The sequence below is a fragment of the Agarivorans sp. B2Z047 genome, assembly GCF_023373605.1.
Taxonomy (GTDB): Bacteria; Pseudomonadota; Gammaproteobacteria; order Enterobacterales; family Celerinatantimonadaceae; genus Agarivorans; species Agarivorans albus.
The window spans coordinates 4,015,352-4,030,540 of record NZ_CP088080.1 but is presented as its reverse complement, the minus strand read 5'-3'; the positions used below and the strand labels follow the sequence as shown (position 1 = coordinate 4,030,540).

Below are 15,189 nucleotides of genomic sequence, written 5' to 3'. Positions count from 1 at the left end.
AAACACTGAGAAAGGCTACTGACAAATTACTACCTTATTTTTGATGCATTGCTTTAGCTCAATTTTTGAGCTTGATTACTCCCCAGGTGTTCATTCTCTCGCTTTAATAAGCTGTAAGCAATACTGATAGGTGCTGGTTAAAGCTTTTTTTGTTTTGCCGTTAATCTACACCCATCAACGCAACAGATACTGATTAAGAAAGGTGAACATTATGAACAAGACACTTATCGCACTTACTATCGCAGCTTCTACTTTCGGCATTATGCAAACTGCTAAGGCATGCACAACAGCTGCTTACCACAATGGCGAAGCACAAGTTACCATGCGCACCATGGACTGGAACGGTTACGACAACGCTACTGTAGTAGGCAAAGGTCGCGGCATAGAAAATAGCTACAGCAAAACCGACGGCGTAAGCAGCAAAGCAAAATATGCAGCCATTAAAATTGAATCATTTACTCATGGCACTGTTGCCGAAGGCATAAATGAAAAAGGCTTAGAAGCGCGCATCTTGTATTTAGGTACGGCAGCGGGAACGCAGTTTCAAGACGACACTGCCGAGGTGTCTAACGTCGATGCAGGGCAAGTACCAAACTATGTATTAGATAACTTTGCTACGGTAGCCGAAGCGCTAGAAGGTTTAAAAGCGGTAGAGGTAATTCCTACAGGCATTACCGGCATTCCAGGTCATGAAGACGAAGCTATTTACCCGCCAGTACATTTTCAATTGGTAGATGCATCGGGCGATGTGGCAGTTGTGGAATACATTGGCGGTGAAATGAAAGTGTATAACGAGCATGGTGCTAGCTATATGAGCAACGACCCAGCCTTTGATTTTCACTTAAACCTAGATAAAGAACAGGTAGAGCCTAATGCCACTATTCGTGCAGCCGACCGTCGCTTGCGCGCCAAACTAAGCACCGAAGATTTATACCAACGTAATGTTACCGATAGCCAGCAAGCGCTTATCTCAATGAAAGCCACCCAAGCGGCAGCGTTCTCTGGCTACAACCAGCAAGACCCATACGCCGATAACGCAACTTTCCCAACGCTTTGGACTGTATTCACCGACCGCACTAACAAAACCATGATGTTAGATCGCGCTCATACCTTTGCGGTAGAAAGCTACAGCTTTGATATGTTTGATACCGGTGTAGCCAAGCGAGTAGTGCTAGGTGAGAACCCAATGCCAAACGCAACTTTTACCAATAAATTAAGTAATTAAGTGTTGTGAAACAGGGTTTAACTTATAACGGGCTGCGGCCCGTTTTTTGTTGGTTTCGTTTGTCTACAAAGGGTGATGGTTTCGCCTTTCGGCTACTTCATTAAGCTTTGTTCAGCTAAAGCTTACGAAGCAAAAGAAAAGCTGCCCCGCATTATCTTATTTCCTCGTTACTCAGTGCCAAACGCGCCTGCGCAACTCGCTACGCTTAAACAGTGCTCGGCTTAATCGCTTGGCACTTGCGTGACTCGGCGATAATGAAGGGGAAGAGGCTTACATCAAGGAAAAACAAATCTATTGAGCTTTCTGTTATTAATTTAAAGGTTGTTAGCGTATGATTGTTCGCGGTTTTTTAGTGCTGCATGTCTAACTACACTCTATAGCCTTGACCTTGCAAGGTGGCACTAAAATATTTTTACACTCATGGATTGAGGAATAAACTAAAATGGAAAACGACGTTTCTGCTTCACCGCAGGCGATGGGTATCGCAGATGAAGCAATTGAAATAGCAATTTATTCGCCTACACAAGCTGCATGTGGGGCGCTATTGGGCGGCCCGATAGGCTTGATCTATTTCTTAATGGCTAACTTTGGCGCTCTTGAAAACGACAATGCTAGAAGAAAAACTTTGTATTCAGGCATCGTACTAATTATCGCTCAGTTGTTTTTACTTCCAATATTGCCGGAGAACTTTCCAAGTACGCCATTTGCCGTTGTATATATTATTACCGCTCGAATGATTGCAGAGAAATATCAGCTAACCAAGAGTGATATTGCAGACTCTGAGCAATATCGGTTTCATTCAAATTGGAAAGTGTTTGGTTTAAGTTTGTTGTGCCTTCTAGGGTCGATGGCTGTCATTATGATTCCATTAGCAGTGCTGGACATGCTCGGTGTAGTAGCGTTGTAAGCTTAAATAAGTTTAGGGTTTTCGTAGCTAGCGGCATACACGTAAACTCAGCAAATCAGGTCCTCTTTTTGCTGAGTTTGTCGGATGATAATTCAGCTAGTTTTCTTGATGATGACTAACTTGCTGTAGATAGAGTTTCGTTATCTTGTAGGCTTGAACAAATTGGAAGTTATGAATCAATATGAGTGAATTTACTGGAATGCAAAAAGGTTTTTATTTTCGAGTTGGCATCCTTGTCTTCCTTTGTGCTATTCACCTGTTCGTTGGTAATTCAGGCTCCTATGAAGGAGGTTTAGAGAAAGTTTCTATTACTTACTGGGTTTGCATGGTAGGGCTTGTATATTTTTGTTGGTATGTATTAACCCTTAAATGTGGAGATTGTGGAGAGCCTGTTATCTACAAAGCAGTAAATCCTGCGCAGTGGAGGTTGCCCTCTAACCATTGCAGTGAGTGCAAAAAAATTTTCGAGTGAGCCTTGGTCAATGACACAATTCTATTGGGGCAATATTCAACTTTATACTCTCTTCTGAGCATAATTAGAAAAAGTGTCGAACTTTACCCAGCAAATCGCCTCACGGCGTTTGATTTTTCCTTAGGCGTATCCCCGAGTTTGGGACGTTAATACTTCAGGAGAGTTTGTGCGAATAGCAGCCATATCAGATATTCACAGCAATGTTTATGCATTGGATGCTGTTTTAGCTGATATTCGAAAGCGGGGCGCAGATGTCGTTGTTAATCTCGGTGATATTCTCTATGGACCAATAGCTCCCAGATCTACCTTTGAGCTTCTTATGGAAAACGATCTTGTTACTGTACGTGGCAACCAAGATCGGCAGATATATGAAGCCAGCTCTGTTGAGATCGCATCAAACCCTACAATGCGGTTCATCCTTGCTGATCTTAATGTTGAGCCGCTTAAATGGATGAGGAATTTGCCTTTCAACCTGCAACTCAATGAGCATGTTTTTCTTTGTCATGGCGCGCCCAATGATGACTTAACTTTCCTTTTAGAGAACATTGATAGTGGTCGGGCAATTGTTCGTTCGGATAACGAAATAGTTAGCTTACTCGGCACCATTCAATCTGACGTTGTTATTTGTGGTCATACTCATACACCACGGGCCGTTAAAACCAGTACAAAACAGCTTATTGTAAACTCAGGGAGTGTTGGCCTACCTGCTTATACCGACGATGAACCGGTCGTTCATTCAATGGAAAGTTTCTCCCATCATGCGACTTATGCGATCGTTGAAAATAATAAAGAAGGCTGGTCGGTGCAGCACATAAAAGTTGATTACGCATATGATAAGGCGGCTCGTGAAGCCAAGAAAAGAAATAGGCTGGATTGGGTGCATTTCTTAACCACGGGACGGGGCTTATAACTCACAAGTTATAAACGCCCCAAGCATGCAAATGCATGCTTTTATCTTGTTTAACTCACTTGCCCCTCGCCACCTTTTGGCAGTGCCACACTAATCACACAGCATATCGCTAACATCGCAAAACTCACCCATAAACAGGCAGCAAGTCCGGCCATTTGAAATACTACGCCCGACAGCACTGTACCCACTAATCTGCCCATGGCATTGGCCATGTAGTAAAAGCCTACATCCATGGATACGCCATCTTCGCTGGCGTAACTCACCACTAAGTAAGAGTGCAGTGAGGAGTTAATGGCAAAGGCGATGCCAAATAGCATTAAACCGACGATTATGGTGGCCTGTGGTTGCCAGCCAAGTTGCACTAAGTAGGCGAGGATGCCGGTAATAATGCTAAGCAATAATGCCCAGAGTAAGGCTGCGCCTCGTCCTGGCACTTTGCCCGATTGGCTGCCGGTGATTTTGGGAGCCAAGCCTTGCACTACGCCATAGGCGATGACCCATGCGGCCATAAAGGTGCCGGTTTCGATGTGCGACCAGTTTAAGCTGGCACCTAAATACACTGGCAGGGCAACGACAAACCATACGTCGCGGGCAGCAAACAAGAATAAACGGGCTGCTGCCAAAATATTGATTTGTGGGCTTTTAGAAAATATTTGCGAGAACTTAGGTTTGCTCTTGGCTTTGCCCAAGTCTTTTTCTAGCAGTTTTAAGCTTAATAGCAGCACCACAAACAATACCGCCGCCATAGCCAGCATCGATAGCTGAAAGCCAATTAAGTTAAGCAGCGCACCACCTAGAAAAAAGCCAAAGCCTTTTAGGGCGTTTTTTGAGCCAGTAAGAATGGCCACCCACTTGTACAGGCTATGTTGTTGGTCACCGCTCACTAAGCCCTTAATGGAGCTTTTAGCGCTCATTTTATTTAGATCTTTAGCTATGCCCGACAAGGCTTGTGCCGCCATAACTAAGGGAATAGATAAAAACTCAGAGGGCAAACCCAATGCCAACAAGGCAACAATTTGCATTGCCAAGCCAATGTTCATGGTGTGGTTAAGGCCAATCCGCGCCCCTAACCAGCCACCAATTAAATTGGTCACTACCCCAAAAAACTCGTAAAACAAGAACAGCATGGCAATCGCAATCGCCGAATAACCTAGCTGGTGAAAATACAGCACTACCAACATGCGCAATGCACCGTCGGTAATGGTGAAGTTCCAATAGTTAAAAGTAACTAATAGGTATTGTTTAAGTTGTTGAGGTAGTGCTTTTATCATGTTTGTCTAGGGCCTGTTGATCTTTGGAGTTGAAATCTTGTTCGCTTATCTGAACCCTTCGGGCAGCATTTATTAGCCATTTATTCAGCGTTAGCGAGTGATTATTAAGCCCACTTAAATTCACACTCACTGCCTTGCCTAAATAGCGAATAAATTGCTGCAAAAAACATCAGCAAGGTTCAACAGGTCCTAGCCTTTATCTGCTAAACCAACTTTGCGAATAAGCTCGCTGGTGCGGGTTGCATAGCCCATTTCGTTGTCGTACCAGGCGTACACTTTAAGCATGCGTTTGCCCACCATCATGGTGGATTGTGCATCTACAATGCTAGAGCGTTGGTCACCTTTGTAGTCAATAGAAACTAGCGGTTTTTCTTCGTAACCCAAAATGCCTTTTAGCTCGCCTTCGGCTGCTTGTTTAAATAAGCTGTTTACTTCTTCAGCGCTAGTATCACGCTCTAGAGTGAATACCATGTCGGTAAGAGACGCATTGGCTAAGGGTACGCGTACAGCGTGGCCGTTTAGCTTGCCGTCTAGCTCTGGGAAAATATCGCAAATTGCTTTAGCACTGCCAGTAGTAGTAGGTATTAACGACATGCCACAAGCACGGGCGCGGCGTAAGTCTTTATGCGGTGCATCCAAAATGGTTTGGGTATTGGTTAAATCATGGATGGTGGTCATGCAGCCAGACTCAATGCCCAAGTGCTGTTGAATCACCTTAATTACTGGCGCCAAACAGTTGGTGGTACAAGATGCGGCGGTAACAATTTGGTGCTGGCTAGCATCAAAAATATCGTCGTTCACACCCACAACAATGTTGGCTACACCGTTTTCTTTAACCGGCGCAGATACCACAACACGTTTCACGCCTTGGGCTAGGTAAGGTGCTAATTTGGCTTTAGAGCGGTGAACACCGGTAGACTCTAGTACCACATCACAGCCCGACCAATCTACTTTGCTTAAGTCTTTTTCTTGGTAGCACTTAATGGTTTTGTTGTTGATAACAATGCCATCGGCGTTGTGCTCAACACCGTGGTGCCAGCGCCCCTGTACAGAATCAAACTCGAGCAAGTGGCCTAGTGTTTCGGCATTGCCTGCCACATCGTTAATCATTACAAACTCTAACTCTGGCCAGTCGTAAGCTGCGCGCAGGGCAAGGCGGCCAATACGGCCAAAGCCGTTAATTCCTACTTTAATGGTCATTACTAAGTCTCTTATTTGGCAAATTGTTGAAAGTAAGTTTGTTGAGCAGGCACGCTGAATGCGTTAGGGCGCACTGCTTTAATTTTTGCGATGGCATCGTCTAGATCAAAACCTAGCGCTAGCATAATGCGAGCAGCTAGCAAGCCAGTACGGCCGCTGCCACCTTTACAATGAATGGTTAAGTTCATGCCATTGTTTAGTAGCTGTAAAAAACGCGGCAGCACGCTTTGAAATTGCTCTTCCCAAGCTTCGTCTGGCACAGTGTCGTCTGCTAAAGGCAGGTGGAACCACTGCATGTCGTGGGTGACAGAAGTTTTCGGTAAATCACTTAGGTCGTTATCGGCCAGTTCTTGCTCGGTCATTAAGGTGATGAGTGCCGGGCTATTTTTGTAGCAAAGCTGTTGTAGTGAGGTAGAGAGATCTACCCCTTTAGTTCCTGGGCAAGGAGTTAACAGTAGTTGCGCTGTGTCACTAACATCAACGGCAAAAATAGGATGTGAAGACATAAAAGTACCTTAATCTTGATTAACTAATTGGGGATTAGCCTGCTGCCTAATGCGTGCTAGCGGCTGGTTTATATAACTGGGGTTGGCTACTCGCGTAGTTGATAGCGTTTGCGCCACCCATTCTGGTAATAAGGGATTTAGGTGATAAAACACCTGCTGGCCTTGGCGCGTGGTAGACAGCAACTGACATTCGCGCAGTAAGGCTAGGTGGCGCGATACCTTTGGTTGACTTACTTCTAGAGCAGTACAAAGCTGATTAACGCTCAAGCGCTGCTCATCTTCTATCAGCATCAAAATTTGTAAGCGAGTATTGTCGCTAAACTGCTTAAATACATCGATAGCTTCGATTTGCAGTGCGGCTTGTGGGTTGTGATTAAAACGCACAAATTCGGCTAAACGTAGTTCTAACTCGCTAAATACCTGTTCGAATAAGGCCATGCCTTGTTCGCTAGCGGGATCGGGCAAATTCCAATGCAAAATCGCTTCGCCATTTGGCAGTAAGGCGCATTCTTGTTTAGCGCTGTCACACAAAGTAATGATGAAGTTAAATAAAGCAGGGCGCTGAGTTTGTTGTTGAATATCTTGCTCAAGCTCTGTAATGGTTTTGCTGCGTAGGCCGCTGCTAGATAGACCTTGAGCCTGTAAATGTTTAATGGTGCGAGGGTCGATACCCTTAGGCTGAGTGCCCGCACTATAAGCCACAAAGTGCTCGGCGTAACGCTGGTTAACCAAGGCTTCGGCTAACTGAGAGCGAGCAGCATTTGCGGTACATAAAAACAACACAGATAACATTGTAGTAACCAAATATATGTAAAAACATATATACGATATTTCATATATTTGGTTTGGGCAAGTAAATTTTTCATCATGAGAAAAATTTAGTTTAACTGACAAATTAATACGGTGTTTTACAAGGGATTTGCTAAGTTTTAAGAACTAGCTAAATTTGGCTAAGGCTGACACAACATATCGGGTTTAAATGGGAAGGAGTTTTTATGTTAGGTGAAGATCATTCTTTGGCAAAAGAGTTTCCAGAACTGTTAGATAAGATTACTGCCTTAACGGGCAGCGATGAGAAGTTTGCCGCAGACACTAAGCGCTACAATGCCTTAGATAAAGAGATTCGTGTGTTGGAGCTGCGTGGCGGCCCAATAGATGACGAGGCGATGCACCAGTTAAAACATGATAGGGCAGAGCTTAAAGACTCCCTGTATCACCGCCTTAAGTAAGCAGGTTCTAGTTTGTCTCACACCAACTTTTTCGTTGAAATTTAGAAGGCCGCTTTCGCGGCCTTTTTTGCTATTTAGTCAAGTAAACCCACTAAGCGCTTGGCTTGCTCCGATTTTAGCGAGAAGTCGCTGCCCGCAAATTGTTGTCCTTCTGGCCCACACAAAAACGCGACTGCTTTGGCAGCCCACTGGGCTGGAATATGGCTATTCCAATCGAGTTTACTTACAGCGTTAATTTGTGAATCACGGATGCTTGCCATCATGGCGGTAGCCACTGTACCAGGTGACAAACCTACTATACGGATGTGGTGTTCTGCTACTTCTAGTTGTGCCACTTCGGTGAGTTTTTGACAGGCGGCTTTGCTCGAGCAGTAGTGGCTCCAGCCCCAGAGGGCGCTATTTGCTGCGCCAGAACTAAGATTAACAATGACTCCAGATTTAGCCTTAATCATGTGTGGCAATACTGCTCGCATGCCGTGATAAACCCCTTTGTAGTTTATGTCGGCTGCTAAGCCCCATAAACTAGGATCGCTTTCTACTAGTGTTGTTAAAGGCTCTATCACCCCGGCATTGTTAATTAGAAAGTCGATTTGTCCATGCAGTGACAAACAGTAGTCGACCGCATTAAGCACCGAGCTATATTGGCTTACATCGCAGGCGATGGCGTCGGCAATTTCGCCCTGTTGCTTAATGAGTAGCGCTTGTTTTCCGATTTCTTGCTCATTGCGTGCTGCCAGCACCACTTTGGCACCAAGGCTTGCGAGTACTTGTGCTGTTGCTAGGCCTATGCCACGGCTCGCACCCATGATGAGGGCGGTTTTTCCTGAAAAGTGTGTAGTGTTTTGCATCAACTAATCTCCATAAGCTTCTAGTTAGTGAGATTAAGTTGATCTAAATGCACAATAAACTAGGCTGTATGCAAATCATTAATGCGGATTTTGCACCAATGGACATTGCTAAGCTGAAGATTTTTGTGGCGGTTTATCGGGCTAGAAGCTTTGCTGAAGTGGCAAAGCAGCGCAATGTAGCAGCGTCTTCTATTTCTCGCACTATTGCCGGTTTAGAAGAGGAATTGGGCTTGCGTTTGTTCCAACGAACCACTCGAACACTTAATCCAACCCAAGCTGCCGAGCGCTATTACTTGCGTATGGAACCTTTGTTAGAAGAGTTTGATTTAGCTCAGCAAGAGGCCTTAGGCGAAACTTTGCAGCCCTCGGGGTTACTGCGAGTGAGCGCATCCAGCTCCTTTGGCCAATTGGTATTAGCACCTCTATTGGCTAAGTTTCAGCAAGCCTATCCCAAGATACAATTGGAGTTGGATTTGTCCGACTCTAGAGTTGACCTTATTGCTCAGCAATTCGATCTGGTGTTGCGCCACGGGGTACTTAACGACAGTAGCTTGGTGGCTCGTAAACTACTGGATGTGAATTATTTACTGGTGGCGAGTTCGGCTTACCTCAAGCGGAGCGCTAAGATTCAACAACCTTTCGATGTTACTGACCATAACCTTATAGGTTTTACTTATCGCGAGCTAAATAAGCAGTGGTTATTTAGCCGAGGTAAAACTAGCCAAAAGATTGCAATCACCCCTTCGCTTAGTTTATCGAGTGCCGCCGCAATTAAAGAGTGTGTGAACCATGACATGGGCTTAGCGTTGTTGGCCGATTGGACGGTTCGCGAGGATCTTAAGTCTGGCAAATTAGTTCAGGTACTTAGCGATTGGCAAGTGACAGGAGCGAATAGCGATAGTGCAATATGGTTGCTTTATCCATCTCGTGCTTTTATGCCAAACAAGGTGGCGGTATTTAGTCAGTTTTTGCTTGATAACTTGCAATCAGTTTGAGTTAAGTATTCGCGCTTAGATAAATTCTAAGTTTTCCTTCGTGTTCAGCCGCTTGCTTGGTTATATTAGCCAGCAAATAAGTAAGAGATTCAAACATGGCTAAAAAGTACTACGTGGTATGGCAAGGGCGAGACACCGGCATTTTTAACGATTGGCCCACTTGTAAGCGCAGCATTGATAAGTTTGCTGGCGCGCGTTACAAGTCTTTCCCCACTTTAGCAGAGGCTGAAGCTGCTTTTGGCGGTAAGGCCAATGCTAGCGTAAAAGCCTCTGGTGCTGCGCCTGCACGTAAACGAGCGTCGGGGCAAACGGTGAAAACTTATACTGCTGCGGAGATCAATAAATTAGCCGCAGAAGTGAAAATTTATACCGACGGTGGCTGCGAGCCAAACCCAGGAGAGGCTGGCTCGGGCTTAGCCTTGTATCGCAACGAAGAGTTGGCCGAGCTTTGGTATGGCTTATATAACCCCATGGGCACTAACAATACCGCAGAGTTAAATGCCCTTAATCAAGCAATGATTATGGCCCAGCAAGAGCTGGATAAAGGTTTGCGAGTGGCGATTTTGTGTGACTCAAAATACTCCATTCAATGCATTACTCAATGGGCAGCAGGCTGGAAGAAAAAAGGCTGGAAAAAAGCCAGTGGTGAAATTAAGAATCTGCAGTTGATTCAGGAAATGTTTGAACGCTACCAACAGCTTAAAGACAAACTGCAAATATTGCATGTAAATGGCCATGTTGGGGTAGAGGGCAACGAGCTAGCTGATCGGATGTCGATAGTGGCCATTGCCGAGAAGAAACAAGCTTTTGTTGCTTACAGCAAGGCCTTAAATATTCCCGCTATTTTGGCGCTACGGGCAGGTTAGTAAATGGAAAATCAAACCGCAGAAAATAGCCCAAGTGAACAGCGCTTAATAAAATTGTCTGATATGGCGAACGCTGCTCATTTAAGAATTCAGCAAGATTTTGCGCAAATCGATCCGGTGATAGGCATTAGTCGTAACATGCGTAAAAATGGCGTGCCGGCTGATGTGATGACCATCGATTGCTTAAAAACCAGCAAGCGAATTATTGTGATTTTACATGATCAAAATCCAGAGCAAGTGCTGTATAAATTTGCTTTTAAAGAGCAAGACCCCGCGGGTGATTTTAGCCAAATCGCTTTTGCCGAGTTTAACCAACAAGTACTTTACGATTGGATAAAATCTTACTTTTCTCCAGCTGTAAACTAAGCATAGAAACCAGAGCTAAGGCTCTGGTGTTGTGTTTTATATCTTGTTAGCCATTGTTGTAATAAAGGCGGTTGGTTTAATTGCTTCCCATTTCGCGCTTTGCATCTGCTTATTTAAGAATTGAGGTTTAAACAGCTGGAAAGAGATGCTTGCTGCTATTCCAATAAAGCCCAATTTCGGGACATCTTGCACCATGCTTGTGCGCCATTTTGTTTCAGCATTCAAAATTCGGCTTTTTCTGCCAATTTATCGATTTTTTATACTCCTTAAGTAATAGGTTTTTGCGGGATTTTATTGGTTCGCCTTTTGCTTTGTATCTAAGCATAAATGCGGGCAATAAAAGCCCAGCAAAGAATAAGGTGAGGAGTTTACGTGGTGTCTCAACAACAATGGATTAAGACCACCTGCCCATATTGTGGAACGGGCTGTGGCGTTGAAGCAAAAGTAGCAAGTAATGGAGCGGTAGAAGTGCGCGGTGATGCGAGCCATCCGGCCAACCGAGGCTTGTTATGTTCTAAAGGCTCAGCGCTGGGTGAAACGGTGATTAAACAAGGCCGTTTAGAGCATGCCTATATTAAAGGCCATCAAGAATCTTTAGATAAAGCATTAAGTTATGTAGCCTCTCGCTTCAGCCAAACCATTGCTGAACATGGCCCAGAATCGGTAGCATTTTATGTTTCGGGCCAACTGTTAACTGAAGACTACTACGTTGCTAATAAACTGATTAAAGGCTTTATTGGTTGTTCAAACATCGATTCGAATTCTCGTTTATGTATGTCGTCTGCGGTTGCTGGGCATAAACGCGCCTTTGGTGAAGACATTGTACCGGGTAGCTATGAAGATTTAGAACATGCCCAGCTGGTGACCTTGGTTGGGTCTAACCTGGCGTGGTGTCACCCAATTGTTTACCAACGTTTAAAGCGCGCTAAGCAAGCTAATCCAAACTTAAAAGTTGTAGTGATTGACCCACGTAGAACCGATAGCTGCGACATTGCAGATTTACACCTGCCACTAAATGGCGGTAGCGATGTAGCCTTATTTAACGGTTTATTAGCTTATCTAAGTGAGCATGGAAAATTAGATAGTGATTACATCGCCCAGTTTACCGAGGGCTTTGAAGCTGCAGTGACAAGTGCTGTAGAAGACGCTGGTGATCTAGCTGCCTTAGCCAAAACCTGTGGCTTAGAGCCTGAAGCGCTACTTCGTTTCTTCCAGTTGTTTGCTAATAATGAGCGTTGTGTGACCGTGTTTAGCCAAGGCGTAAATCAAAGTAGCCAAGGTGTAGACAAGGTTAATGCGATTATTAACAGCCACTTAGCTACAGGTAAGTTAGGTAAGCTTGGTGCTAGCGCATTTTCTATTACCGGTCAGCCTAATGCTATGGGCGGGCGCGAAGTGGGCGCTTTATCTAACCTATTAGCCGGCCACTTAGACTACAAACCGGAGCATTTAGAAGCCTTAGCGGGCTTTTGGAATACTTCTAACTTAAGCCAAAAGCCTGGCCATAAAGCCGTTGATTTGTTTGATAAAGTTGCCAAAGGCGAGATTAAAGCTATTTGGATTATGGGCACGAACCCGGCGGTGAGTTTGCCTGAGTCTGCAAAAATACGCGAAGCGTTGTTGTCTTGCCCAATGGTAGTGGTGTCAGACTGTATTGCCGAAACCGATACAACCCGTTATGCCGATGTACTGTTACCGGCCGCTGGCTGGGGAGAGCGTGATGGCACAGTGACTAACTCGGAGCGAATGTTGTCTCGCCAGCGCGCCTTTGTAGAGGCGCAAGGTGATACTAAACCTGATTGGTATTTATTAAGCCAAGTAGCGCAAAAAATGGGGTTTGCTGAAGCATTTTCTTACACCAGCTCTGCCGATATATTTAGTGAGCACGCAGCATTATCTGGCCTGTTAGCAGAAAGTGGTGAGCGTTTATTCAACATTAGTGAGTTGTCGGGCAAAGACCAGCAAGCCTTTGATGCCATTGAGCCGCAGCGTTGGCCTGTAAGCAAACAGGGTAGCGATAATCGTAGTTTGTTCAGTGATGGTCGTTTCTCTACCGCCTCTGGTAAGGCACAACTTATTGCGGTGACAAACCAAGCAACCCAGCAAGTGACTAGCGATGCTTTTCCTTTGGTATTAAACACTGGCCGTATGCGAGATCAGTGGCACACCATGACACGCACCGGTTTGGCTGCACAGTTAACAAGTCATAGTTCAGAGCCTTTGTTGGAAGTGAATCCACAAGATGCAGCTAACCAAGGTTTGTGTGATAACAGCATAGTGAGCTTATCTAGCAATGTTGGTCAGCTAAAAGTGCGAATTCAAGTAAGTGAAGGGCAAAAGTCCGGCCACGTATTTATGCCTATTCATTGGACCGAACAATATTCAAGTGATGGCTTAGTGAGCCAATTGGTTGATAGCTCTGTGGATCCTCTTTCTGGTCAGCCTGAGTCAAAGTATACGCCAGTTAAATTGGCGGCTTGGGAATATGCCAGTGAGGCGGTTTTGCTCACAGCTAAGCCTTTAACAAAAGCGCAATGCCAAGCCTTACCTGCGGATTATTGGGTGAAACAAGGTTTGGCCGATGGCTTTTTATATCGCTTGGCAGATGGCAGTAGCCCAGTTGAACTAGCAGCCAAGTTAAAGGGCTTTTTAATGTCGCAAACCAAGCTGCAAAGCTTAGATTTTGCGGACCCTATCAAACAGAACTTCCGCAGCGCTTTGGTGATTGAGGGCGAGCTGTTCTCTAGCTTTAGCGTGGCGGCTAAAGGCGAGCTTAATGCAAGCTCTTGGTTGGAGTCGTTGTTGCAGCAACCAATGTCCGACAACATTCGCCGTGGCGTGCTGGCTGGCACCAGCCCAGCTCCTGATCTAGGTAAAATAGTCTGTTCTTGTCATCAGGTTCGGGAGCAGACCATTAGTGATGTGATTAGCGAACATGCTTGCGAAAGTGCAGAACAGGTTGGCAAGCACTGTAAAGCCGGAACCAACTGTGGATCTTGTGTTCCTGAGATAAAACGAATGATTAAAACTGTAACCATAGAGTAGCTAAGGTTTTTATGGCGTACTTTGTGCGTTAAGCTAGTGATTAATTTTAGGCTATGTACTGGTAGTATTGATATGGACAACACAAGCGTTGACTAAGAACCCTTCAAAAGTGGTGAGCTTAAATCAAGCTTTATTGGCAGCTAAGCGGACACAACTCAACCCGCTTAGCTACTTTCCACATTATCAACCGATTGTTTATTTACCTACTGGGGAAATAGCCGGTTACGAAGCTTTGGCGCGCCGAAATAATCCCGCTGGAGAGCCTACCAGCGCAGGAGAGCTGTTTGCCGATCATCAGTATTCTTTGAGCAATCGTCGCCAAGTAGATCGCTATGTTAGACAGCAGGCTTTAGAGCAGTTTGCAAAATCTCAGCAAGAGGGTTTTCTTACCTTAAACATTGTGCCCGACTGGGTCGACATGCTACCTGAAGATATTTGCACCCCCACCATTTCGATGATCGAAAAAATAGGCATTGACCCTAGCAGGGTAGTGATGGAAATCACCGAGGCTAGCGGCAATATTGATAATTTGCAGCGAGTGGTGAAAGAGTACCATCAAGCTGGCTTAAAAGTGGCGATTGACGACTTTGGCGCTGGGGCTTCACAAATCGATCGAATTATCGCACTCGAACCCGATATCATTAAGTTAGATATGCGTTTGTTTAAAGACGCCACCAAAGGAGGCTTGCCCGCAGATGTGGTGTTGTCCATTTCTGAACTGGTACAGCGTGCCGGCTGTGAACTGATTTGTGAAGGCGTGGAAACCGAGCAGGAATTTCACTTTGGTGTAGAGTGCGGAGCGCGATACATGCAGGGCTGGTTGTTTTATAAAGCCGAGAAGGAGTTTCTATCTGCCCAATCTAGCCAAGCTAAAGTTAAAACCCTATTAGCCAGTTATTTAAAGCGTAAGAGTCAGCGCTCTTTAGCAACGGTAAAACACAATGTTTCGGTAAAAACCACGGTGCTGGCACTTAAACACCAATTGCAAAATGGCGGCAATGCCTTAAGTCTTGAGCAGCAGCTAGCGAGTGTGGGCATATTGCGATACTTTTTGTGCCGTATTGATGGCACTCAAGTCTCTCCTAACTTTGAAGTGACCGGCTTAGGTATCGAAGAAGATGACAACTTTGTCGGCTTTAACTGGAGCTTTAGACCCTATTTTCACGCCTTAATCGCCTTGGATTCGGTAAAGCCACAACAACTAATTTTGTCGAAAATCTATCGAGATTCTAGCAGTAAAGAAATGTGTAAAACCTTTAGTACCTACTTAACTAAAGACTTGGTGTTGTTAGTGGACTGTAAGGTAGCAGACGATACCTTGTTGGTAGAATAAAGGGCTAGCAAGCTAG

The 15,189-nt window shown here is 45.0% G+C and carries 16 protein-coding genes; 9 read left to right on the top strand and 7 right to left on the bottom strand.

The features are described from left to right. Nucleotides 1-211: 211 nt before the first annotated feature. From LQZ07_RS18440 to LQZ07_RS18430, 3 genes are all read left to right on the top strand, one after another. Complete coding sequence (locus tag LQZ07_RS18440) at nucleotides 212-1,225, top strand: linear amide C-N hydrolase (RefSeq protein WP_152781877.1); 1,014 nt, start codon at nucleotides 212-214, stop codon at nucleotides 1,223-1,225. A gap of 442 nt (nucleotides 1,226-1,667) precedes the next feature. Next, a complete protein-coding gene (locus LQZ07_RS18435) occupies nucleotides 1,668-2,132 on the top strand; it encodes a hypothetical protein (protein ID WP_227981255.1) in 465 nt (154 codons plus the stop codon). Nucleotides 2,133-2,770: 638 nt separating this feature from the next. Further along, nucleotides 2,771-3,514 (top strand): metallophosphoesterase, encoded by a 744-nt coding sequence (locus LQZ07_RS18430; protein ID WP_249483251.1) that lies wholly within the window; start codon nucleotides 2,771-2,773, stop codon nucleotides 3,512-3,514. Nucleotides 3,515-3,564: 50 nt separating this feature from the next. Here the strand turns inward: LQZ07_RS18430 and arsJ are convergent, their stop codons facing one another. From arsJ to LQZ07_RS18410, 5 genes are read right to left on the bottom strand one after another with little or no spacing between them, the layout of a single operon-like run. Beyond that, nucleotides 3,565-4,785, bottom strand: a complete 1,221-nt coding sequence (arsJ, locus tag LQZ07_RS18425; RefSeq protein ID WP_152781875.1) for an organoarsenical effux MFS transporter ArsJ — start codon at nucleotides 4,783-4,785, stop codon at nucleotides 3,565-3,567. Further along, nucleotides 4,757-4,948: a hypothetical protein gene (locus LQZ07_RS24705; RefSeq protein ID WP_152781873.1), complete on the bottom strand. Its 192-nt coding sequence runs from the start codon at nucleotides 4,946-4,948 to the stop codon at nucleotides 4,757-4,759. Before LQZ07_RS24705 ends, arsJ begins: the two co-directional genes overlap by 29 nt. 26 nt (nucleotides 4,949-4,974) lie before the next feature. Continuing rightward, nucleotides 4,975-5,985, bottom strand: a complete 1,011-nt coding sequence (locus LQZ07_RS18420) for an ArsJ-associated glyceraldehyde-3-phosphate dehydrogenase (RefSeq protein ID WP_152781871.1) — start codon at nucleotides 5,983-5,985, stop codon at nucleotides 4,975-4,977. A gap of 11 nt (nucleotides 5,986-5,996) precedes the next feature. Then, entirely contained in the window at nucleotides 5,997-6,491 is a 495-nt protein-coding gene (locus tag LQZ07_RS18415; RefSeq protein WP_152781869.1) for a tyrosine-protein phosphatase, read from the bottom strand. Between the two features lie 9 nt (nucleotides 6,492-6,500). Further along, on the bottom strand, nucleotides 6,501-7,283 hold the full coding sequence (locus tag LQZ07_RS18410) for a metalloregulator ArsR/SmtB family transcription factor (RefSeq protein ID WP_152781867.1): 783 nt from the start codon (nucleotides 7,281-7,283) through the stop codon (nucleotides 6,501-6,503). Nucleotides 7,284-7,486: 203 nt separating this feature from the next. Between LQZ07_RS18410 and LQZ07_RS18405 the strand changes: the two genes are divergently transcribed. Further along, nucleotides 7,487-7,720, top strand: a complete 234-nt coding sequence (locus LQZ07_RS18405) for a YdcH family protein (protein WP_016403794.1) — start codon at nucleotides 7,487-7,489, stop codon at nucleotides 7,718-7,720. A 74-nt stretch (nucleotides 7,721-7,794) separates the two neighbouring features. Here the strand turns inward: LQZ07_RS18405 and LQZ07_RS18400 are convergent, their stop codons facing one another. Then, on the bottom strand, nucleotides 7,795-8,568 hold the full coding sequence (locus LQZ07_RS18400; RefSeq protein ID WP_152781865.1) for an SDR family oxidoreductase: 774 nt from the start codon (nucleotides 8,566-8,568) through the stop codon (nucleotides 7,795-7,797). Nucleotides 8,569-8,615: 47 nt separating this feature from the next. Between LQZ07_RS18400 and LQZ07_RS18395 the strand changes: the two genes are divergently transcribed. From LQZ07_RS18395 to LQZ07_RS18385, 3 genes are all read left to right on the top strand, one after another. Then, nucleotides 8,616-9,563 carry a LysR family transcriptional regulator gene (locus LQZ07_RS18395; protein ID WP_152781863.1) on the top strand — a complete coding sequence of 316 codons (948 nt, stop codon included), beginning with the start codon at nucleotides 8,616-8,618 and terminating at the stop codon, nucleotides 9,561-9,563. Between the two features lie 95 nt (nucleotides 9,564-9,658). Continuing rightward, nucleotides 9,659-10,429, top strand: coding sequence for a ribonuclease H family protein (locus LQZ07_RS18390; RefSeq protein ID WP_152781861.1), 771 nt, complete (start codon nucleotides 9,659-9,661; stop codon nucleotides 10,427-10,429). Nucleotides 10,430-10,432: 3 nt separating this feature from the next. Then, a complete protein-coding gene (locus tag LQZ07_RS18385) occupies nucleotides 10,433-10,795 on the top strand; it encodes a hypothetical protein (protein WP_016402640.1) in 363 nt (120 codons plus the stop codon). A 36-nt stretch (nucleotides 10,796-10,831) separates the two neighbouring features. Here the strand turns inward: LQZ07_RS18385 and LQZ07_RS18380 are convergent, their stop codons facing one another. Further along, the gene (locus LQZ07_RS18380; protein ID WP_194164110.1) at nucleotides 10,832-10,990 is read right to left on the bottom strand and encodes a hypothetical protein; all 159 of its coding nucleotides are present in this window, start codon (nucleotides 10,988-10,990) and stop codon (nucleotides 10,832-10,834) included. Between the two features lie 180 nt (nucleotides 10,991-11,170). Between LQZ07_RS18380 and LQZ07_RS18375 the strand changes: the two genes are divergently transcribed. Together LQZ07_RS18375 and LQZ07_RS18370 are read left to right on the top strand one after the other, a co-directional pair. Further along, a complete protein-coding gene (locus LQZ07_RS18375; RefSeq protein ID WP_249483249.1) occupies nucleotides 11,171-13,840 on the top strand; it encodes a nitrate reductase in 2,670 nt (889 codons plus the stop codon). A gap of 88 nt (nucleotides 13,841-13,928) precedes the next feature. Then, on the top strand, nucleotides 13,929-15,173 hold the full coding sequence (locus LQZ07_RS18370; RefSeq protein ID WP_152781859.1) for an EAL domain-containing protein: 1,245 nt from the start codon (nucleotides 13,929-13,931) through the stop codon (nucleotides 15,171-15,173). Nucleotides 15,174-15,189 lie beyond the last annotated feature (16 nt).

Bases quoted from the DNA above. Each gene is read 5' to 3' on its own strand.
- LQZ07_RS18440 (WP_152781877.1), top strand. From the start codon at position 212: ATGAACAAGACACTTATCGCACTTACTATCGCAGCTTCTACTTTCGGC.
- LQZ07_RS18435 (WP_227981255.1), top strand. From the start codon at position 1,668: ATGGAAAACGACGTTTCTGCTTCACCGCAGGCGATGGGTATCGCAGAT.
- arsJ (WP_152781875.1), bottom strand. From the start codon at position 4,785: ATGATAAAAGCACTACCTCAACAACTTAAACAATACCTATTAGTTACT.
- LQZ07_RS18420 (WP_152781871.1), bottom strand. From the start codon at position 5,985: ATGACCATTAAAGTAGGAATTAACGGCTTTGGCCGTATTGGCCGCCTT.
- LQZ07_RS18415 (WP_152781869.1), bottom strand. From the start codon at position 6,491: ATGTCTTCACATCCTATTTTTGCCGTTGATGTTAGTGACACAGCGCAA.
- LQZ07_RS18410 (WP_152781867.1), bottom strand. From the start codon at position 7,283: ATGTTATCTGTGTTGTTTTTATGTACCGCAAATGCTGCTCGCTCTCAG.
- LQZ07_RS18405 (WP_016403794.1), top strand. From the start codon at position 7,487: ATGTTAGGTGAAGATCATTCTTTGGCAAAAGAGTTTCCAGAACTGTTA.
- LQZ07_RS18400 (WP_152781865.1), bottom strand. From the start codon at position 8,568: ATGCAAAACACTACACACTTTTCAGGAAAAACCGCCCTCATCATGGGT.
- LQZ07_RS18395 (WP_152781863.1), top strand. From the start codon at position 8,616: ATGCACAATAAACTAGGCTGTATGCAAATCATTAATGCGGATTTTGCA.
- LQZ07_RS18390 (WP_152781861.1), top strand. From the start codon at position 9,659: ATGGCTAAAAAGTACTACGTGGTATGGCAAGGGCGAGACACCGGCATT.
- LQZ07_RS18385 (WP_016402640.1), top strand. From the start codon at position 10,433: ATGGAAAATCAAACCGCAGAAAATAGCCCAAGTGAACAGCGCTTAATA.
- LQZ07_RS18380 (WP_194164110.1), bottom strand. From the start codon at position 10,990: ATGGTGCAAGATGTCCCGAAATTGGGCTTTATTGGAATAGCAGCAAGC.